This window comes from Thauera sp. GDN1 (genome assembly GCF_029223545.1).
GTDB lineage: Bacteria > Pseudomonadota > Gammaproteobacteria > Burkholderiales > Rhodocyclaceae > Thauera.
In genome coordinates, this window is the sequence record NZ_CP097870.1 from 2,380,498 (window position 1) to 2,401,079 (window position 20,582).

10 protein-coding genes are annotated in these 20,582 nt (G+C 68.1%); 2 read left to right on the plus strand and 8 right to left on the minus strand.

Annotated features, from left to right (window positions below):
* Position 1: 1 nt before the first annotated feature.
* Entirely contained in the window at positions 2-3,289 is a 3,288-nt protein-coding gene (locus CKCBHOJB_RS11000; protein ID WP_281048713.1) for an EAL domain-containing protein, read from the plus strand.
* Positions 3,290-3,356: 67 nt separating this feature from the next.
* On the opposite strand, the gene clpB is transcribed toward CKCBHOJB_RS11000, so the two are convergent.
* The 7 genes from clpB to acs form a co-directional block, all read right to left on the minus strand.
* Positions 3,357-5,939 (minus strand): ATP-dependent chaperone ClpB, encoded by a 2,583-nt coding sequence (clpB, locus tag CKCBHOJB_RS11005; RefSeq protein ID WP_281051677.1) that lies wholly within the window; start codon positions 5,937-5,939, stop codon positions 3,357-3,359.
* A 70-nt stretch (positions 5,940-6,009) separates the two neighbouring features.
* The gene (locus tag CKCBHOJB_RS11010; protein ID WP_281048714.1) at positions 6,010-8,055 is read right to left on the minus strand and encodes a VC_2705 family sodium/solute symporter; all 2,046 of its coding nucleotides are present in this window, start codon (positions 8,053-8,055) and stop codon (positions 6,010-6,012) included.
* 37 nt (positions 8,056-8,092) lie between these two features.
* Positions 8,093-10,318 carry an exonuclease domain-containing protein gene (locus CKCBHOJB_RS11015; RefSeq protein ID WP_281048715.1) on the minus strand — a complete coding sequence of 742 codons (2,226 nt, stop codon included), beginning with the start codon at positions 10,316-10,318 and terminating at the stop codon, positions 8,093-8,095.
* Positions 10,319-10,321: 3 nt separating this feature from the next.
* A complete protein-coding gene (locus CKCBHOJB_RS11020) occupies positions 10,322-10,690 on the minus strand; it encodes a response regulator (protein WP_281048716.1) in 369 nt (122 codons plus the stop codon).
* A 30-nt stretch (positions 10,691-10,720) separates the two neighbouring features.
* The gene (locus tag CKCBHOJB_RS11025; protein ID WP_281048717.1) at positions 10,721-13,462 is read right to left on the minus strand and encodes a sensor histidine kinase; all 2,742 of its coding nucleotides are present in this window, start codon (positions 13,460-13,462) and stop codon (positions 10,721-10,723) included.
* A 13-nt stretch (positions 13,463-13,475) separates the two neighbouring features.
* Positions 13,476-13,673, minus strand: coding sequence for a hypothetical protein (locus CKCBHOJB_RS11030; protein WP_281051678.1), 198 nt, complete (start codon positions 13,671-13,673; stop codon positions 13,476-13,478).
* A 201-nt stretch (positions 13,674-13,874) separates the two neighbouring features.
* A complete protein-coding gene (acs, locus tag CKCBHOJB_RS11035; protein WP_281048718.1) occupies positions 13,875-15,836 on the minus strand; it encodes an acetate--CoA ligase in 1,962 nt (653 codons plus the stop codon).
* Positions 15,837-16,125: 289 nt separating this feature from the next.
* Here acs and CKCBHOJB_RS11040 point away from each other — a divergent pair, with 289 nt between their 5' ends.
* On the plus strand, positions 16,126-17,658 hold the full coding sequence (locus CKCBHOJB_RS11040; RefSeq protein ID WP_281048719.1) for a fumarate hydratase: 1,533 nt from the start codon (positions 16,126-16,128) through the stop codon (positions 17,656-17,658).
* Positions 17,659-17,664: 6 nt separating this feature from the next.
* Here the strand turns inward: CKCBHOJB_RS11040 and CKCBHOJB_RS11045 are convergent, their stop codons facing one another.
* Complete coding sequence (locus CKCBHOJB_RS11045; protein WP_281048720.1) at positions 17,665-20,544, minus strand: EAL domain-containing protein; 2,880 nt, start codon at positions 20,542-20,544, stop codon at positions 17,665-17,667.
* Positions 20,545-20,582 lie beyond the last annotated feature (38 nt).

Sequence of the window (20,582 nt, forward strand, 5' to 3'; positions counted from 1 at the left end):
AATGCGCGTACCGAGTTCACCGTGGATCACGATCACCCTTGCCTACTGGCTGGCGGGCCAGTTCGCACTCGGGCTCGCCATCCCGCCGGGCTATACCGCGCCCTTCTTTCCCTCCGCCGGCATCGCACTGTCGGCCCTGATCATCTGCGGCCTGCGTTACTGGCCGGCGGTGCTCGCCGGCTCCGCGCTCGTGCAACTGGCCGCCACCTGGCCGCTGATCGGCACGCCGGGCTGGAACCCGCTCGGGCCGATGGTCGTGCCGCTTGGCGCCACCCTGCAGGCGGTCGCCGGCGCCGTGCTGGCGCGAAGACTGATCGGCTTTCCGAGCACCCTCGACACCCCGGCGGCGGTGGTGCGACTGCTCGCGATCGTGGTCCCGGCGAGCGCGCTGGTGAGCTGCACGATCGCGGTATCGGCGCTGATGTGGGCAGGGGTGATTCCCCCCGCCGTCGCACTGTTCAACTGGTGGTCGTGGTGGGCCGGTGACACCCTCGGCGCGCTGGTGGCCGTACCGCTGATGTTCGTGTTCTTCGGCCGCCCGGCGAACGAATGGCGCCCACGCCGCCTCGCCGTCGCGCTGCCGCTGGCGGTGGCCCTCGTGCTGCTGAGCCTGGCCTACCGCCAGGTCGAGCAGTGGGAGGAGACGCGGATGCGGGGGCAGTTCGAGCGCGACGCCACCCATCTCGCCCACCTGCTGCAGATGCGGCTGGACCGTCACATCGAGATGATGCGCTCGATCGAGCGCCTGTTCGCGGTCAGCGAGAACGTCACCGCGACCGATTTCTCGGCCTTCGTCACGCCCTGGATGGAACGCAACGCAGGCACCCAGAGCTTCACCTGGAATCCGCTGGTCCGCGACGCCGACCGCGATGCCTTCGAGGGCGCCGCGCGCGCGGGCGGACTCGCAGGCTTCGCCATCCTCGACCGCGACACCGCGGGCCGGACCGCGCCGGCCATGCGCCGCACCGAGTACTTGCCGATCCTGTACATCGCACCGGCGGGCATCAACGACAGCGCGCTCGGCCTCGATCCGCTTTCGTTCGCCATCTCCGCCGAGGCGATCGCACGCGCACGCGCAAACGGACAGCCCGTCGCCTCCGCCCGCATGCGCCTGATCCAGGAAACCGGTAAGCAGCACGGCGTGGCGGTGTACCTCCCCGTCTTCCGCCCCGTTGCCGCGACCGGCTCCGCGGCCGGCACCGAACCCTTGCTCGGCGTCGTCACCGCCGCCTTCCGCCTCGGCGATGTCGTCGCCGCCGCCCTCGAGGGCTCGCGGTCGGCGAACATCGAACGCTGCCTCGTCGACCTCGATGCCGCCGATCCCGGGACCTGCCTCGCCGGCGAGCACGACAGCGCGCATCCGGGCTGGGACGAGGACACGCTCGCGCATGCGGCGCCGATCTCCTTCGCCGGCCGGGATTGGGAATTGCGTCTGCGCGCCACGCCGGAATACATGCGCCAGCTGCAGAGCTGGGCGGCATGGGCCACCGTCGCCGTCGGCCTGCTCGCCACCGCGATGCTCGGGGCGCTGCTGCTGATCACCACCGGCGCCAACCGCCGCATCAACGCCCTGGTGGAGCAACGCACCGCCGAGCTCGAAGCCGCGACCGCCGATCTCAACGAGAAGCAGGCGGCGCTGATCGAGGCCCAGCGCATCGCCCGCATGGGCAGTTGGGAAACGGTGGCAGGCGCCTCGGGCCTGCATGCCTCGGCCGAACTGCATCTGCTGCTGGGCGTCGATGGCAGCCAGCTGCGCAGCCTGACCGACCTGGTCGACACCGTGTCGCCGAGCTGCCGCCCCGCGCTGGCCAACGCCTTCGCCGGCGCCGCCCAGGGCCCCGGCCGCATCATGCTCGACTGCAGGACCGACACCCTGCCCGTGCGCACGCTCCAGTTCCGCATCGAGAGCGAATGGGAGGGCGCGGTGCTGACCCGGATCCGCGGCACCGCGCAGGACGTCAGCAGCGCCCGCGACGCCGAGGCGAAGATCCGCTATCTCGCGCGCTACGACACGCTGACCGGGCTGTACAACCGCAGCGCCTGGCAGGAGCAGGCCCGCATCGCCCTGTCCTCGGCCACCCGCCACCAGGACAAGTTGGCCATCCTCTTCCTCGACCTCGACAACTTCAAGACCGTGAACGACTCCCTCGGCCACGCCGCCGGCGACCGCCTGCTCGCGACGGTGGCGAGCCGGCTGGCGCGCTGCTTGCGGGACGAGGACCTGCTCTCCCGTCTCGGCGGCGACGAGTTCGTGGCGCTGCTGTCGCGCCTGTCGAATGTCGAGGAGGCGGCGCGCGTCGCCGACCGCATCATGAGCGCGCTGAACGAACCGATGGACATCGAGGGCCACGAACTCCATCTGTCGGCCAGCATCGGCATCGCGCTCTACCCGAACGACGGCGCCGAAGTCGAGACCCTGCTCAAGCATGCCGACACCGCGATGTATTCCGCCAAGGAGGCCGGGCGCAACACCTTCCGCTTCTTCGTCCCGGAGATGAATGCACGCGCCACCGAGCGCCTGGTGATGGAAACGGAGCTGCGGCGCGCAATCGAGCGCGACGAACTGCTGCTGCACTACCAGCCGCAGATCGAGGCCGCCAGCGGCAAGCCCTACGGCTGCGAGGCGCTCGTGCGCTGGAACCACCCGCAGCGCGGCCTGCTCGCGCCCGACCAGTTCGTCGGCCTCGCCGAGGAGACGGGGCTGATCGTCCCGCTGGGCGAATGGGTGCTGCGCGAAGCCTGCCGCCAGCAGGTGCGGTGGACGGCCGCGGGACTCCCCGAACTGGTGATGGCGATCAACATCTCGGCGCTGCAGTTCCGCAAGCGCGACTTCGTGCCGATGCTGGCGCGGATACTCGCCGAAACCGGCGCGGATCCACGACGCATCGAGCTGGAGATCACCGAAAGCGCGCTGATGACGAGCTCCGACGACCTCTCCGCGCGCCTGCAGGAGCTGGTCGACCTCGGCCTGACGCTCGCCCTCGACGACTTCGGCACCGGCTTCTCGGGCCTGTCCTACCTGAAACGCCTGCCGATCGCCCGTTTGAAGATCGACCGTTCCTTCGTCGATGAGCTGCCCGGCAATGCCGAGGACGCGGCGATCACCGCGGCGGCGCTGTCGCTCGGGCGCGACCTGGGCATGGCGGTGGTCGCCGAAGGGGTGGAGACTGCCGAACAGCGCAGCTATCTCGCCGCTCGCGGCTGCCAGGCGATGCAGGGTTACCTGTTCTCGCGGCCACTGAGGGCGGAGGCGTTCGCCGACTGGCTCCAGACCGCGGTGGCGCTGTAAACGCCGCAGGGCAGCCTTTCGGCTGCCCTGCCCGAGACCTGCGGACGGCGCCCGCGCAGCCTCAGCCTCAGTGCGCGCGCTCGAACACGAGCTGCCCGCTCTGGGCGTCCACCCGGATGCGATCCTTGGCAGCGAAGCGGCCTTCGAGGATCGCCTTCGCCAGCGGATTCTCGATGCGCTCCTGGATCGCGCGCTTGAGCGGCCGCGCGCCGAATACCGGGTCGAAGCCGGCGGTCGCCAGCTCGGCGAGCGCCGCGTCGCTGATCTCCATGCCCATCTCCAGCCGCGCCAGGCGCTTCTCGAGGTACTGCAGCTGGATCTTCGCGATCCCGGCGATGTGCTTCTCGTCGAGGGCGTGGAACACCACCACCTCGTCGATGCGGTTGATGAACTCGGGCCGGAAATAGGTCTTCACTTCCGCCATCACCGCGAGCTTGATCACGCCGTAGTCGTCGCCCGCCATCGCCTGGATCATCTGGCTGCCGAGGTTGGAGGTCATCACGATCACGGTGTTCTTGAAGTCCACCGTGCGCCCCTGGCCGTCGGTCATGCGGCCGTCGTCGAGCACCTGCAGCAGCACGTTGAACACATCCGGGTGCGCCTTCTCGACCTCGTCGAACAGGATCACCGAGTAGGGCTTGCGCCGCACCTGCTCGGTCAGGTAGCCGCCCTCCTCGTAGCCGACGTAGCCCGGCGGCGCGCCGATGAGCCGCGCGACCGAGTGCTTCTCCATGAACTCGCTCATGTCGATGCGGATCAGGTGCTCCTCGGAGTCGAACAGGAAGTTCGCCAGCGTCTTGCACAGCTCGGTCTTGCCCACGCCGGTGGGCCCGAGGAAGAGGAAGGAACCGTAAGGGCGGTTCTCGTCCGAGAGGCCGGCGCGCGAACGGCGGATGGCGTCGGCCACCAGGCGCACGGCCTCGTCCTGGCCGACCACGCGCTCGTGCAGCTTGTCTTCCATCTTCAGGAGCTTGTCGCGCTCGCCCTGCATCATCTTGCTGACCGGGATGCCGGTGGCGCGCGACACGACCTCGGCGATCTCCTCGGCGCCGACCTGGGTGCGCAGCAGCTTGTTGGGCGCGGCGTTCTCGCCGGCCTGCTCGGCCATCTTCAGCTGGCCCTCGAGCTGCGGCAGCTTGCCGTACTGCAGCTCGGCGACCTTGTCGAGCTGGCCCTTCCTCTGGTACTCGGCCATCTGCGCGCGCAGCGCGTCGATCTCTTCCTTGATGTGGGCCGAGCCGGCGACCTTGGCCTTCTCCGCCTTCCAGATCTCCTCCAGGTCGTTGTACTCGCGCTGCAGCTTGGCGAGCTCGTCCTCGATCAGCTGCAGGCGCTTCTGCGAAGCCTCGTCCTTCTCCTTCTTCACCGCCTCGCGCTCGATCTTGAGCTGGATCATGCGGCGGTCGAGCTTGTCCATGACCTCGGGCTTGGAGTCGATCTCCATCTTGATGCGCGCGGCCGCCTCGTCGATCAGGTCGATCGCCTTGTCGGGCAGGAAGCGGTCGGTGATGTAGCGGTGCGACAGCTCGGCCGCGGCGACGATGGCCGGGTCGGTGATGTCCACGCCGTGGTGGATCTCGTACTTTTCCTGCAGGCCGCGCAGGATGGCGATGGTCGCCTCGACGCTGGGCTCGTCCACCAGCACCTTCTGGAATCGGCGCTCGAGCGCGGCGTCCTTCTCGATGTACTTGCGGTATTCGTCCAGCGTGGTGGCGCCGATGCAGTGCAGTTCGCCGCGCGCGAGCGCGGGCTTGAGCATGTTGCCGGCGTCGATCGCGCCCTCGGCCTTGCCGGCGCCCACCATGGTGTGGAGCTCGTCGATGAAGACGATGATGCGGCCCTCTTCCTGGGCGATCTCCTTCAGCACCGCCTTCAGGCGCTCCTCGAACTCGCCGCGGTATTTGGCGCCGGCGAGCAGCGCCGCCATGTCGAGCGACAGCACGCGCTTGCCCTTCAGCGTCTCGGGCACCTCGTCATTGACGATGCGCTGGGCCAGGCCCTCGACGATCGCGGTCTTGCCCACGCCGGGCTCGCCGATCAGCACCGGGTTGTTCTTGGTGCGGCGCTGCAGGATCTGGATCGCGCGGCGGATCTCGTCGTCGCGGCCGATCACCGGGTCGAGCTTGCCGCTGCGCGCGCGCTCGGTGAGGTCGAGGCAGTATTTGTTCAGCGACTCGCGCTGGCCTTCGGCGTCCTGGCTGCCGACGCTGGCGCCGCCGCGCACGGCCTCGATCGCGGCCTCCAGCGCCTTGCGCGCGAGGCCGTTCTCCTTCAGCAGGCGGCCGGCCTCGCCCTTGTCGTCGGCGAGCGCGAGCAGGAACATCTCGCTGGCGATGAACTGGTCGCCGCGCTTCTGCGCCTCGCGGTCGGTGACGTTGAGCAGGTTGTTGAGGTCGCGGCCGATGCTGACCTCGCCGCCATGGCCCTCGACCTTGGGCAGGCGGCCGATGGCCTTGCCGACCGCGGTCTTCAGCGGCGGCACATTGACGCCGGCGCGCTGCAGCAGCGACACGCTGCCGCCATCGTCCTGCTCGAGCAGGGCCTGCAGCACGTGCAGCGGCTCGATGAACTGCTGGTCGTTGCCCACGGCGATGCTCTGCGCATCGGCCAGGGCCTGCTGGAACTTGGTGGTGAGCTTGTCGAAGCGCATCGTGGGCATCCTCGGGATTCGTTGAACTGAACCCTATGTGGGGCGCAACGGCCGGGCTTCAAGTACCCGCTCAGAGATCGGGGCGCGCCTGGCCCGGCAGATCCGGATAGCGTACGTAATCGACCAGATCCTGGATCTCCCGCGGCGGCGGTTTAGTCACCAGGCTGACCACGACGATGGTGAGAAAGCCGAGCGGCACGCCGAACACGCCGGCCGAGATCGGATTGATGTCGAACCAGGCGTTCGCCATCGAACCGCCGAAGAACGGATGAGTGTGCACCACGTAGAAGATGGTGACCGCGAGCCCGGCGATCATGCCGGTGACCGCACCGGGGCGGTTGGCGCGCTTCCAGAAGATGCCCAGCACCAGCGCCGGGAAGAAGGCCGAGCCGCCGATCGAAAACGCCAGGCCGACCATGAACAGGATGTTGTCCGGCCGCATCGAGGCCACCCACGCCGCCACCACCGCCACCACCAGCAGCTGCGACTTCGAGATCACCAGCCTGCGGTGGGTCGTGGCCTGGGGATTGATCACCTTGTAGTACAGGTCGTGGGAGAGCGCGTTCGAGATCGTCAGCAGCAGGCCGTCGGCGGTCGACAGCGCTGCCGCCAGACCGCCGGCCGCGACCAGGCCCGAGACCACGTAGGGCAGCCCGGCGATCTCCGGGGTGGCGAGCACGATCACGTCGGTGTTCAGGCTGAGCTCGGCGAGCTGGAGGATGCCGTCGCCGTTCAGATCCTCGATGCGGACGAGCCCCACCCTGCCCCAGGAGGCCACCCAGTCGGGCAGGATGCCCAGGCTCGAGCCGACCACGTTGTGATAGACCTCCCACTTGGCGAACACCGCATAGGCCGGCGCGGTCACGTAGAGCAGGAAGATGAAGAACAGCGACCACATGACCGAGCGCCGCGCCTCCATGACCCCCGGCGTCGTGTAGTAGCGCATCAGGATGTGAGGCAGCGCCGCGGTGCCGACCATCAGCACGAACATCAGCGCGAGGAAGTTGTTGCGCGCCACCGCCGACTGCTGATCGGTCGCCCCCGGATGGGCCTCGGCGTGCCGTGGAGGCGGCTTCGAACGCTCCAGGGCCTCGAGCCGTGCGCGTTCCCAGATCTGCTGCGCCTCGGCCGGGGTGCGCGGCAGGTCGCGCAGCGCGCGCTCGGTCAGCGCGATGTCGCGCGCCGGGGCGCTGTCCAGGCGCATCCGGTTGAGCGCCTCGATCATCCTCCGGCGCTCCGCTTCCAGCGAGTCGGGCAGCGCCGCGATCTTGGCGGCGAAATCCTGCGCCCGCGCGGCGTAGAGGCCGCGCACCTCGATCTCGGTGGGCGCCTCGAGCAGCACGTCCTCGCGGGCGGTGATTTCCTGCAGCACCTTGCCGTACACCGCCTGCGGAATCGGGATCCCGGTGAGCTTGTAGGAGAGGATCACCACCGGCACCAGGTAGGCGATGATCAGGATCACGTACTGCGCGACCTGGGTCCAGGTGACCGCGCGCATGCCGCCGAGGAAGGAGCACACCAGGATGCCGGCCAGGCCGATGAACAACCCGATCTCGAACTCGACGCTGACGAAGCGGCTGGTCACCAGGCCGACGCCGTAGATCTGTGCCACCAGATAGACGAAGCTCGCCAGCACCGCGGCGGCAAGGCCGACCAGGCGCGCGACGTTGCCCTGGTAGCGCGCGCCGAGGAAGTCGGGAATCGTGTACTGGCCGAACTTGCGCAGGTAGGGTGCGAGCAGCAGCGCCACCAGCACGAAGCCCCCGGTCCACCCGGTCACGAAGGCCAGTCCCTCGAAACCGCTGAAGTACAGCGTGCCGGCGAGGCCGATGAAGGACGCGGCGCTCATCCAGTCGGCGGCGGTAGCCATGCCGTTGAACAGCGCCGGCACCCGCCGGCCCGCGACGTAGTACTCCGACACGTCGGAGGTGCGGCTCATGACCCCGATCGTGGCGTAGATCGCGATGGTCACGAACAGGAAGGTGTGGCCGATCAGCTGCTGCGACAGGCCCATCGACTCGCCGACCGCGAGCAGTACCACGAACAGCGCGAAGGTCAGCGTATAGACGCCGTAGTAACGCCGCAGCTGGCGCGCGAAGCCGACGTTGCGTTTCAAGGGCGGCCCCGCCCGGCGTCGCTGCGTGGATGCGTCATCAGTACTTGATCCGCGCGTAGTAGGACTTCTCGGCCGCCTCGCGCGCATCGCGCAGCGTGCGGATGCCCTTCTCGGCCAGCAGCGGCACCAGCTTCAGGAACACCTCGGCGGTCACGATGGCATCACCGAGCGCGGTGTGGCGACCGACGATGGTCAGCCCCAGGCGCTCGGCGATCGCCTCCAGGCGGTGCGACTCCTGGTTGGGGTGGATGACCGCCGACAGCAGCAGGGTGTCGATCACCGGCTGGTCGAAGCGCAGCCCGGTCTCCTCCTCCTTGAGCTGCAGGAAGCGCATGTCGAAGGCGGCGTTGTGCGCGATCAGCACGGTGTCGGCGGCGAAGGCGTGGAAGGCCGGCAGCACCTTGTCGATCGTGGGCTGGCCGCGCAGCATCTCGCAGCTGATGCCGTGGATCTTCGCCGACTCCGGCGCCAGCGGACGCTGCGGATCGACCAGCTGCTCGAAGGATTCGCTGCGCAGCAGCTTGCCGTTGAGGATGCGGGTGGCGCCGATCTGGATGATCTCGTCGCCCTGCGAGGGGTTGAGCCCGGTGGTCTCGGTGTCGAACACGGTGTAGGTGAGCTCGGACAGCAGCCTGTCCTCCAGCCCGTGCGACTTCTCGGACCAGGCGAAGAGGTCGAAGTCGTAGTATTCCGGGCGGCTCTCGCCGCGCAGGTAGGTGTCGGGCTCGGCCTGCTCCTGGGGCGTGGCCGCCGGCAGCAGGATGCGGAAGAAGGCGCGGTGGCGGACCTTCTCGCGCTCCAGCCACATCTCGCCATCGTGGCGGTCGATGACGTCGCGCACGGTGAGCGGGCTGCTCTCGTCCTCGATCTTCATCGCCTCGAGTTCCCAGCTCATCACCGTCTCGGTGCTCATCGCCTGTCCGGACCAGATCAGGTCGAGGTGCACCAGGCGCCCGGCCGCGGTGAGGCGGAAGCGCACCTCGCGCACCTCGAACTCGTCCGACAGCCGGCTCGCCAGATAGGTGATGGCCTGCATCAGCGAGAAGCTGTCCACCTTCACCCACAGCGACTCGTCGACCTCCTCGAGCTTGGTCGGCAGGCCGATGCGCGCCTCGATGCGGCGCTGCACCGCGGCGATGAGGTCGGCGCCGAGCATCTCCTCCAGCGGCCAGCGCGCCTTCAGCGAATCGGCGAACTCGTTGGCGGTCTGGTTCAGGCGCTGGCTCATCGCCTGAACCTCGTCGCGCACCACCTTGCGGAAGCGCGTGCGCATGTCGTCGGTGAGGTCCTCGAACTCGAGCATGTCGGCCGCCGCGCGCACGTTGGCGAGCGAGGCGCGGTTGCCCTCGGTGAGGTTGTGCAGCATCTGGTCGCGGCGCGATTCGGTCTCGAAGTTGCGCGTGATGTTGTCCAGCATCAGGATGAAGCCGGTCACCGTGCGCTCGGGCGGCGCCGCCGGCACCGCCTCGGCGGCACCGGCCGTGTCCTCGCCCCCGGCGCCTCCTTCGTCCTTCGCCGCGACCATCAGCACCGGCGCCATCTGCACGCGCAGCAGCTGTCCGGCGCGGGTCGTGGTGACGAAGTTGGCCTGGGGCTGCGCCACCCCGCGGCGCAGGCGCTGCTGGATGGTGTCGAGCGCGTGGGCGATCAGGTTGCGCTCGAAGACGCCGTAGATCGAACGGCCGAGGCCGATCAGCTCGCCCCCGCCCGCCACCCCGGGCGCCTCCGACAGCGCGCGGAACTGCATGCGCGCACGGTTGTTGTAGAGCAGCACGCGACCGTCGAGATTGCACACGACCACGCTCTGCGTCAGCTCCGACATCAGCGTGGCGAGGCGATTCTTCTCGAGTTCGACCGATTCCTTGGCACGCGCGATCTGCGCCTCGACGTCGCACATGAGCTCGTCGCGCTGGCAGGCGAGCTGGTTCGCAGCCGTCGCAAGCGCCTGCACCTCGGGCGGCCCTTCAAGCTGGACGCGGAAGCCGCGGTTGGCGCCCAGCATCAGGCGCAGGTGTTCGGACATGCGCAGCAGGCCCTGCACGTACTGCCGGAACAGCGTGCGCACCACGCCGACCCCGGCCACGAAGCCGAGCGCGGTGAGCATCGTGCCCAGTCCGAGATGCGGCGCCAGCACGCTCACCAGCAGCGCCCTGCCCTCGCCCTCGGTCTCGACCCACACGATCAGCGCCGTCAGCAGGAAGGGGCCGGTCATCAAGAGGAACAGCACGATGACCGCGAGAATGAAGCGCGCGCGTGCCGACATGGCTCACTGCTCCAGCAGGCTGCGGACCTTGTCCACCAGCTCGCGGGTGGAGAAAGGCTTGGTCATGTAGGCATCGGCGCCGAGCGCCAGCCCCTTGGCCACTTCGGTGTCGCGCCCCTTGGCGGTCAGCATCAGGATCCGCACCGCGGCGAGCGCCGGGTCGGCCTTGACCTCCTGGCAGACCTCGAAGCCGCTCTTCTTCGGCATCATCACGTCGAGCAGCACCAGGTCTGGCTGGTCGGCACGGATGCGCTGGATCGCCTCGTCGCCGTCATTGGCGAGCAGCACCTCGTAGCCCTCGCGCTTCATGAGGAACTCCAGCGAGATGACGATGTTCTGCTCATCGTCCGCGATCAACACTTTCTTGTTCATCTATGACTCCTCCCCGGCGCATATTCTAAGTCATTGCACGGCAGCCGCCGACGCCAGGGGCAATTCGAAGGAAAAGGTCGCGCCCTGGCCCGGCACCGACTCCAGCCACAGGCGGCCACCGAAGTGTTCGACGATCTGGCGGCTGATCGGCAGCCCCAGGCCGGTACCCTGCGGGCGCGAGCGCTCGTCGCCGCCCTGGCGGAATTTCTGGAACACCACCGGCTGCTGCTCGGGCGGGATGCCCGGTCCGTTGTCCCTCACGTCCACCCGCACGCGCGCATCGTCGCAGCTCAAGGTGACCTCCACCCGCCCCGCCCCGATGGGGACGAACTTGGCTGCGTTCGACAGCAGGTTGAGCATGACCTGCAGCAGGCGGTCGTGGTCCGCGCGCAGCATCGGCACCGACACCGGCATGTGCACGGCGACCTCGGCGCCGCGATCGCGGAACAGCTGCATGGTCGCGTCCACCGAGTGCTGGACGAGCTCGCGCATGTCGATGTCGGTGTTGTGCCATTCGGCATGGCCGGACTCGATCTTCGCCATGTCCAGCACCTGGTTCACCAGCCGGGTCAGGCGCACGGTCTCGGAGACGATGATGCCGAGGAAGCGCTGGCGGTCCTCGACGTCGATGTCGGGGTCCTCGGCCATCATCTCGGAGAAGGCCCGGATCGAGGTCAGCGGGGTGCGCAGCTCGTGGGTCACCGAGGACATGAAGTCGTCCTTGAGGCGATCGAGCTCCTTGAGCTGCTCGTTGGCCGCGCGCAGCTCGGCGGTCGCAGCCTCGAGCGCGCGCGACTTCTCCTCGAGCTTGTGCGAGTAGGCGCGCACCTGCGAGGCCTCGTCGAGGATGTCCATCACCTCGCCCAGGCCCAGCGGTTCCTCCTGCACCACGGTCGACACCATGACGCGCGCCGACGCGCTGCCGATCGCGCCGGCGAGCAGGGATTCGGCGAAATGCACCAGTTCGGGATCGGACTTGAGTTCGGAGACGTCCCGCAGGCCGTGCGTGCGCGCGTAGGCGCCGAAGGCGTCCTCGGTGCGGCGCTGGCCGAGGAAGCGCGCGACCACCGGCACCAGGTCGCGCACCTCGGCGCCGCTGCGCCAGAAGCTCGCCGGGGGCGACTCGCCGCGGCGGAATACATCGACGAAGAGCGCGCCCTGGGTGGCCTCCGCCCCGGTCGGCACGCGCGCCAGCGACACCAGCACGTAGGCGCCGATATTGGCGAGCAGGCTCCAGAACAGCGCATGGGTGATGTTGTCCCAGCCGGCGAGACCGAAGAGCTGCTCGGGCTTCAACCACGCCAGGCCGAACAGCCCCTGTTCCAGGAAGCCGGGATCGAGCCAGCCCGATTTGGCGAACGAGGGCAGCATCAGGGTGTAGCCCCACACCACGAAGCCCGACAGCAGCCCGGCGAGCGCACCCTCGCGCGTGCCGCCGCGCCAGTACATGCCGCCGATCACCACCGGCGCGAACTGCGCCACCGCGGCGAAGCTGATGAGGCCGATGCTGACCAGCGCATAGGCCTCGCCCGCCAGGCGGAAATACAGATAGCCGAGCAGCAGCAGGCCGACGATGGCGCCGCGACGGATGCCGAGCAGCAAACCGGTGAGGTCGCGCTCGCCGGCCAGGTTCAGGCGCCGGCTGTGCAGCAGCATCGGCATCACCAGGTCGTTGCACACCATCGTCGACAGCGCGATCGCCTCGACGATGACCATGCCGGTCGCCGCCGACAGGCCGCCGATGAACACGAACAGCGCCAGCGCGGCGTTGTCGTGCGCCATCGGCAGCGTCAGCACGAAGGTGTCCGGATCGACCGTGCCGCGGCCGAAGTGCAGCAGGCCGCCGATCGCGATCGGGATCACGAAGATGTTGATCAGCAGCAGGTAGGCCGGAAACGCCCAGGTGGCGCGGCGCAGGTGCTGCTCGTTGACGTTCTCGACCACCGCGATCTGGAACTGGCGCGGCAGGAAGATGATCGACAGCATCGCCAGCAGCACATGGGCGAACCAGCCGCCATAGCCGAGGCGGCCGACGCCGTCGAAGGCGAGCACGTTGGCGAGCTCGGGTGCCGCCAGCGCGCGTGCGTAGAGGTCGCCGAAACCGTCGTACAGCCAGTAGGTGACGTACACGCCGACGGCGAGGAAGGCGGCGAGCTTGACCACCGACTCGAAGGCGATCGCCGCCACCATGCCTTCGTGGCGTTCGGTGGTGTCGAGGTGGCGGGTGCCGAACAGCACGGTGAACGCGGCCAGCGTGAGCGCGATGTAGAGCGTGCCGTCCTGCCACCAGCCGGCCCGGCTCTCGATCCGGAACAGGCTGTCGTGCTCGCCGATCAGCAGCGCGTAGCCGCTTGAGATGGCCTTCAGCTGCAGCGCGATGTAGGGCACGATGCCGACCACCGCGATCACGGTGACCAGGCCGCCGAGCAGATGGCTCTTGCCGTAGCGCGAGGCCACGAAGTCGGCGATCGAGGTGATGCGGTGGCTGCGCGCGATGCGGATCATCTTCAGCACCACCAGCCAGGCCAGCGCCAGGCCGAGGGTGGGGCCGAGATAGGTGGGCAGGAACCAGGTGCCGCCCGATGCGGCGCGGCCGACGCTGCCGAAATAGGTCCACGCGGTGCAATACACCGCCAGCGACAGGCTGAACACCCAGGGGTTGGCGATGATCGAGCGCCCCTCGTCGGCGCGGCGGTCGCCGAAGTAGGCCACCGCGAACAGCAGCAGCAGATAGGCGAAGGACGCCCCGATGATCAGCCAGCCCGGCAGCATCGGCGCCTCCGCATCATCGCGCGCCCCGCTCGGCGATCCAGGCCACCACCACGATCAGTCCGAGCCAGACGGAAAACAGATAGACGTGCAGCAACGGCAGTCCGAACAGGCGCTCGGGCCCGTCGAACAGGGAAAGAATCGGATAGTTCAGCAACAGCATGCCGGCGAGAAACACTGCCACCAGACGCTGTCCGGCCAGTCCCTTGCGCATCATGCCACTCCCATGATGTCCGCCACGGCAAAACAAAATGACGAGGCGCCGCCCTGCTCTTCGGGGCAGGTTCGGCGCTTCGTACGAACAGGATCACGCATTGCGCGTGACCGGTCTCCCCCCGTGTCCGGCTTTGTGCCGGCTCTCCTCCTGTCGTTCTTGGCCGGGCCGGACCGCGAGCGATCCGGCCCGAAGCCCGGATCAGCCCTTGAGCTGCTCGAGGATGTGCGGGTTCTCGAGCGTCGAGGTGTCCTGGGTGACGTCCTCGCCCTTGGCGAGCTGGCGCAGCAGGCGGCGCATGATCTTGCCGGAACGGGTCTTGGGCAGGTTCTCGCCGAAGCGGATGTCCTTGGGCTTGGCGATCGGTCCGATCTCGTGGCCCACCCAGTTCTGCAGCTCCTTGACCACCTTGGCGGCTTCCTCGCCGGTCGGGCGTGCGCCCTTCAGCACCACGAAGGCCACGATCGCCTCGCCGGTGAGGTCGTCCGGACGGCCCACGACGGCCGCCTCGGCCACCTTCTCGTGCGCGACCAGCGCCGACTCGATCTCCATCGTGCCCATGCGGTGACCGGAGACGTTGAGCACGTCGTCGATACGGCCGGTGATGGTGAAGTAGCCGGTATCCACATCGCGGATCGCACCGTCGCCCGCCAGGTACAGCTTGCCCTGGAAGTCGGCCGGGTAGTAGGACTTCACGAAGCGCTCGGGATCGCCCCAGATCGTGCGGATCATCGACGGCCACGGCTTCTTGACCACCAGGATGCCGCCCTGGCCCCACGGCACTTCGGTACCGGTCTCGTCGACCACCGCGGCCTGGATGCCCGGGAAGGGCAGCGTGCAGGAGCCCGGAACCATCGGCGTGGCGCCCGGCATCGGGGTGATCATGTGCGCGCCGGTCTCGGTCTGCCAGAAGGTGTCGACGATCGGGCAGCGGCCGCCGCCGACGTTCTCGTAGTACCACTCCCAGGCCGCCGGGTTGATCGGCTCGCCCACCGAACCCAGCAGGCGCAGGCTCGACAGGTTGTACTGCTTCGGATGCACGGTCGGGTTGTTGTCGGCGGCCTTGATCAGCGAGCGGATCGCGGTCGGCGCGGTGTAGAAGATGCTGACCTTGTGGTCCTGGATCATCTTCCAGAAGCGGCCGGCGTCCGGGTAGGTGGGCACGCCTTCGAACACGATCTCGGTCGCGCCGCAGGCGAGCGGGCCGTAGGTGATGTAGGTGTGGCCGGTGACCCAGCCGATGTCGGCGGTGCACCAGAAGATGTCGTTGGGCTTGATGTCGAAGGTGTACTTCATCGACATCACGGCCTGCAGCAGGTAGCCGCCCGAGGAGTGCTGCACGCCCTTCGGCTTGCCGGTGGAACCCGAGGTGTAGAGGATGAACAGCGGATGCTCGGCCTCGACCCACTCCGGCTCGCAGACCTCGGACTGGTTGGCGCAGGCGTCATGGAACCAGGTATCGCGGCCGGCCACGATGTTGCAGTCGCCACCGGTGCGCTTGACCACGATGACGTTCTTGATCGTGTCGCAGCCGCCCAGCGCCAGGGCTTCGTCGGCGATCGGCTTGAGCGGCAGGGCCTTTCCGCCGCGGTGCTGGCCGTCGGAGGTGATCAGGGCGACGGCGCCCGCGTCCTCGATGCGGTCGCGCAGGGCCTGGGCCGAGAAGCCGCCGAACACGATCGAGTGGGTGGCGCCGATGCGGGCGCAGGCCTGCATGGCGACGACGCCTTCGATCGACATCGGCAGGTAGATGACGACGCGGTCGCCCTTCTTGACGCCCATGCCGCGCAGGGCGTTGGCGAACTTGCTGACGCGGCCGAGCAGGTCCTTGTAGGTGACCCTGGTGACTTCGCCGTTGTCGGCTTCGAAGATCAGCGCGACCTTGTCGCCCAGGCCGTTATTGACGTTGCGGTCGAGGCAGTTGTAGGAGACGTTCAGCTTGCCGTCGGCGAACCACTTGAAGAAGGGGGCGTTCGACTCGTCGAGCACCTGGGTGAAGGGCACCTTCCAGTCCAGCAGTTCCTTGGCGCGGCGGCCCCAGAAACCCTCGTAGTCGTCCTCGGCTTCCTTGCACAGCGCGCGATACCCGTCCATGCCGGACACCGCGGCGTTCTTGACCATCTCTTCCGAGGGGTTGTAAATGCGGACTTGCTCGTTGGACATGCTCACCTCTCCTCAACTGTTCAAATGGTTGAAGCTGACCCTTGCGGGTGGGCTGGTTGAACCCAGCCTATAAACCGCCAAGCCTGCAACGGGGCCGCAAGACCTTCGCCACGCCTGACGCTCGAATGCCTCTGAAACGCCGGCATTTAAGAATATCTATCTTACACAGGACTTACACAAGCCACCCAGACACGGCTGCCCTGCCCGGGTGCTAGAATTTAGGGCTTTCCCGGACCATCAGGTCCGATTGCGTCATTCTGCCCCCACGTCATTCCGGAGACCAAGCGCCATGACGATCATTCGCCAAGAAGACCTCATCCAGTCGATCGCGGATGCCTTCCAGTACATCAGCTACTACCACCCGCTCGACTACATCAAGGCGCTCGGCGAAGCCTACGAGCGCGAGGAAAGCCCGGCCGCGAAGGACGCGATCGCGCAGATCCTGACCAACTCGCGCATGGCCGCCGAAGGCCACCGCCCGATCTGCCAGGATACCGGGATCGCGGTGGTCTTCCTGAAGGTGGGCATGAACGTGCAGTGGGACGCGAAGATGAGCGTCCAGGAAATGATCAACGAAGGCGTGCGCCGCGCCTACAACAGCCCGGACAACAAGCTGCGCGCCTCGGTGCTGCTCGACCCCGCCGGCGCCCGCAAGAACAGCAAGGACAACACCCCGGCCGTGGTGCACTACGAGATCGTCGAGGGCGACGACGTCGAGGTGATCTGCGCGGCCAAGGGCGGCGGCTCCGAGAACAAGACCAAGATGGTCATGCTGAACCCCTCCGACTCGATCGTCGACTGGGTCATCAAGACCGTGCCGACCATGGGCGCCGGCTGGTGTCCGCCGGGCATCCTCGGCATCGGCATCGGCGGCACGCCCGAGAAGGCGATGCTGCTGGCCAAGGAATCGCTGATGGAGCCGGTCAACATCCACGAGCTGCGCGAGAAGGCGGCCTCGGGCGCCGAGCTCAGCCGCGTGGAAGCGCTGCGCCTGGAACTCATGGACAAGGTCAACGCGCTCGGCATCGGCGCCCAGGGCCTGGGCGGCCTGACCACCGTGCTCGACGTCAAGATCATGGACTACCCGACCCACGCCGCCTCGCTGCCGGTGGCGATGATCCCGAACTGCGCCGCCACCCGCCACGTTCACTTCCACCTCGACGGCTCGGGCCCGGCCCAGCTGCCGACCCCGAAGCTCGAAGACTGGCCGCAGGTCACCTGGAAGGCCGACACCAACGTCGCCACCCGCGTCAATCTGGACACCCTGACCAAGGAGGAAGTCGCCTCCTGGAAGCCGGGCCAGATCCTGCTGCTCAACGGCAAGATGCTGACTGGCCGCGACGCCGCGCACAAGCGCATCGCCGACATGCTCGAAAAGGGCGAGAAGCTGCCGGTCGACTTCACCAACCGCGTCATCTACTACGTCGGCCCGGTCGACCCGGTGCGCGACGAGGTCGTCGGCCCCGCCGGCCCCACCACCGCCACCCGCATGGACAAGTTCACCCGCATGATGCTGGAGAAGACCGGCCTCATCTCGATGATCGGCAAGTCCGAGCGCGGCCCGGTCGCCATTGAGGCGATCAAGGACAACAAGTCGGCCTACCTGATGGCGGTCGGCGGTGCGGCCTACCTGGTGTCGAAGGCGATCAAGGAAGCGAAAGTCGTCGGCTTCGAGGACCTCGGCATGGAAGCGATCTACGAGTTCACCGTGCAGGACATGCCGGTGACGGTCGCGGTCGACGCCAACGGCACCAGCGTGCACAACACCGGTCCCAAGGAGTGGCAGGCGAAGATCGGCAAGATCCCGGTCACCGTCGCCTGAGCGCGCTCAAGCCGGCGCCAGCGTCCATGACGCGGGCGGCGACCAGCTCGCCGCCCACTCGGCAATCCGCTCGGCCGGCATCGGCCGGGCGATGCCGTACCCCTGTCCCACGTCGCAGCCGAGCCGCAGCAGCCGCTCGCCGTGCTCGACCGACTCCACGCCCTCGGCGATCACCTCGCAACGGAAGGCATTGGCCAGCCCGAGGATCGCCTTCAGGATCGCCATGTCCTCGGCGTCCTGCAGCATGCCGCGCACGAACACCTGGTCGATCTTGAGCCGCGCCGCGGGCAGGCGCTTCAGGTAGGCGAGCGAGGAATACCCCGTCCCGAAGTCGTCGAGCGCGAACGACACCCCGATCGCAGCACAGGCCTCCACCACGCGCGAGGTCTGGGTGATGCTCTCCAGCGCGCTCGTCTCCAGCACCTCCAGCTCCAGGCTGCCCGGCCACACCTCCGGATGGCGTGCCAGCGCCGACTGCAGCCGCATCATGAAGTCCGGCACCTGCAGATGGCGGGCGCTGATGTTGACGCTGACCGGCAGTTCCAGCCCGGCCCGTTTCCACGCCGTGATCTGCGCCAGCGCCTGCTCCACCACCCAGTCGCCGAGCTCGACCGCCAGCGGATGCCCCTCCACCGTCGGCAGGAAGCGCGCCGGCTCGACCTCGCCGTGCTCGGGATGCGCCCAGCGGATCAGGGCCTCGACCCCGATCACCCTGCCGGTGCGCATGTTCACCTTGGGCTGGTAGACCATGCGGAACTCGCCCGCGCTCAGGCCCTCTCGGATGCGCGCGAGGTCCTCGTGGCGGCCGCGCAGGCAGCGGTCGTGGGCGCTGTCGAAGACGTGATAGCGGTTCTTGCCCGCGAGCTTGGCCTGGTACATGGCGAGGTCGGCCTGGCGCAGCAGCTGATCCGCGTCGACGTCGTCCGGCTGCGGGAACAGGGTCAGGCCGATGCTCGCCGACACCTTCACCTCGTGCCCCGCCAGCGGCACCGGCAGCGCCAGCGCGGCGAGCAGGCGCTGGGTGAGCAGCAGGCAGGACTCGGTATCGGGCAGGTCGATCAGCACCGCGACGAATTCGTCCCCGCCCAGCCGCGACACCGTGTCGCCCTCGCGCAGCGTGGTCTTCATGCGCGCGGCGAGCGTCTTCAGCAGCTGATCGCCGACCTGGTGGCCGTGGGTGTCATTGACCGCCTTGAAGCCGTCGAGATCGATATAGGCCAGCGCGAGCTGCTGCCCGCGCCGCACCACCTGGGCCATGCCGCGCTGCAGGCGGTCGTTGAGCAGCACGCGGTTGGGCAGGCCGGTGAGCGGATCGTAGTGGGCGATGAACTCGAGCCGCGCCTCGTGCTCCTTCTGGTTGGTGATGTCGTTCAGCGTGCCCGACACGCCCACTACGCAGCCCGCGTCATCGACCACCGGCCGCGCGTTCATCTCCAGCCAGCGGAAACCGCCACCGGTGCACCGGTAACGCACCGCCTCCGCGCGCGCGTCGCGCGCACCGCTCAGCACCTCCTCCATTAGCTCGAGATGAAGCTCGCGGTCCTCGGTGTGCACATAGTCGATGAAGTGCGTCCCCAGCGAGCGCTCGAGCGGATAGCCGGTGAGATCGGCCCACGCCCGGTTCAGGAACACCCAGCGGCCCGCCACATCGACCTGGAAGATCACCTCCTTGACGCTCTCGACCACCGAGCGGTAGCGCGCCTCGCTCGCGCGCACGCTGTCGTAGGCGTGCTTGCGCTCGAGCACGCCGGTGAAGGCGTTGCCCACCAGCTGCATCAGCGTCTTTTCCTCGTCGAGCCAGATGCGCGGCTTGCGCACCGAGTCGAGCCCGATGAAGCCCAGCAGGTGCCCGTTCGCCACCATCGGCACCGCGAGCAGGGACTGGATGGACTGCGCCTCGAGCAGCGCGCGGTCGATCGCGGCCTCCTCCGGTAGTGACTGCACGCTCGGATAATCGACGATGCCGAAACGCTTGATAGTGCGGGAGAACAGCATGCCGTCGTCGAAGGGCTCGTTCTGCAGCCGGTCGAGCTGGGGCTCGATCCCCTCGGCGCACCATTCGTAGGCATTGCTGACGAAGAGCCCGTCGGCACTCACCAGGAAGACGTAGGCGCGATCCGCCTCGGCGAAGCTCCCGATCTCCTGCAGCGCGCGGGAGAGATGGAGGTCCAGTTCCTGCGGACGGGCCAGGATCAGCTCGGACGAGATGCGCGCGACCAGGCGCTCGAAGCCGATCCTGCGGTTCAGCATGGCCTCGACGCGCTTGCGTTCCTGCTCGACCCTCAGCGCGACGATCATGCTCGCGCAGGTCGCGGTCATCGGCTCGAGCTCGGTCAGCAGCGCTTCGTCGTAGCCGCCCACCGCGTTGGCGAGTCCGACCATGCCGATCAGCTCCCCGCCATGGAACAGCGGCAGCCCGAGGAATGCCTTCAGCGCCGGATGGCCGCAGGGCACGCCGCCGCGGCGCGGGTCCGTGTCCGGACAGTTCGCGATCACCGGCGCCTGGGTGCGCACCACCGCCCCGAACAGCGAGTCCAGATTGTGGAACTCGAAGCCGCCGCTACGCATGCGCTCGAACACCGTGCGCGACTCCTCGCTCCACGAGATGTCGCTCAGGCCGTGCATGCGCAGGAAGGACTCGCCCGCGTCGTCCTGCAACACCTCGCTGATGAAGCCGTACTCGCTGCCGGTCAGGGCGATGAGCTGGTCGAGCATCTGGCCGAAGGTCTCGCTCGACGGATTGCCCACCAGAAATCCGCGCTGCAGTGCGGTGAGCACCGACAGCATCTGCGTCTGCCGCCGCAGCCGGTACTCGACGCTGTTGTCAGCGGGCGCGGGCGCAGCAGCGCCCGGCTCCTCCGGTGAAGCGGATGGAAAGCTCGACATGATTGGCCTCCCTGTGCGGGAAATGCGTCAAGCGCACG

Excerpts from the sequence above, each read along its gene's own strand:
- CKCBHOJB_RS11040 (WP_281048719.1), top strand. The coding sequence starts at position 16,126 with ATGACGATCATTCGCCAAGAAGACCTCATCCAGTCGATCGCGGATGCC.
- CKCBHOJB_RS11000 (WP_281048713.1), top strand. The coding sequence starts at position 2 with ATGCGCGTACCGAGTTCACCGTGGATCACGATCACCCTTGCCTACTGG.
- CKCBHOJB_RS11025 (WP_281048717.1), bottom strand. The coding sequence starts at position 13,462 with ATGCTGCCGGGCTGGCTGATCATCGGGGCGTCCTTCGCCTATCTGCTG.
- clpB (WP_281051677.1), bottom strand. The coding sequence starts at position 5,939 with ATGCGCTTCGACAAGCTCACCACCAAGTTCCAGCAGGCCCTGGCCGAT.
- acs (WP_281048718.1), bottom strand. The coding sequence starts at position 15,836 with ATGTCCAACGAGCAAGTCCGCATTTACAACCCCTCGGAAGAGATGGTC.
- CKCBHOJB_RS11030 (WP_281051678.1), bottom strand. The coding sequence starts at position 13,673 with ATGCGCAAGGGACTGGCCGGACAGCGTCTGGTGGCAGTGTTTCTCGCC.
- CKCBHOJB_RS11015 (WP_281048715.1), bottom strand. The coding sequence starts at position 10,318 with ATGTCGGCACGCGCGCGCTTCATTCTCGCGGTCATCGTGCTGTTCCTC.
- CKCBHOJB_RS11045 (WP_281048720.1), bottom strand. The coding sequence starts at position 20,544 with ATGTCGAGCTTTCCATCCGCTTCACCGGAGGAGCCGGGCGCTGCTGCG.
- CKCBHOJB_RS11020 (WP_281048716.1), bottom strand. The coding sequence starts at position 10,690 with ATGAACAAGAAAGTGTTGATCGCGGACGATGAGCAGAACATCGTCATC.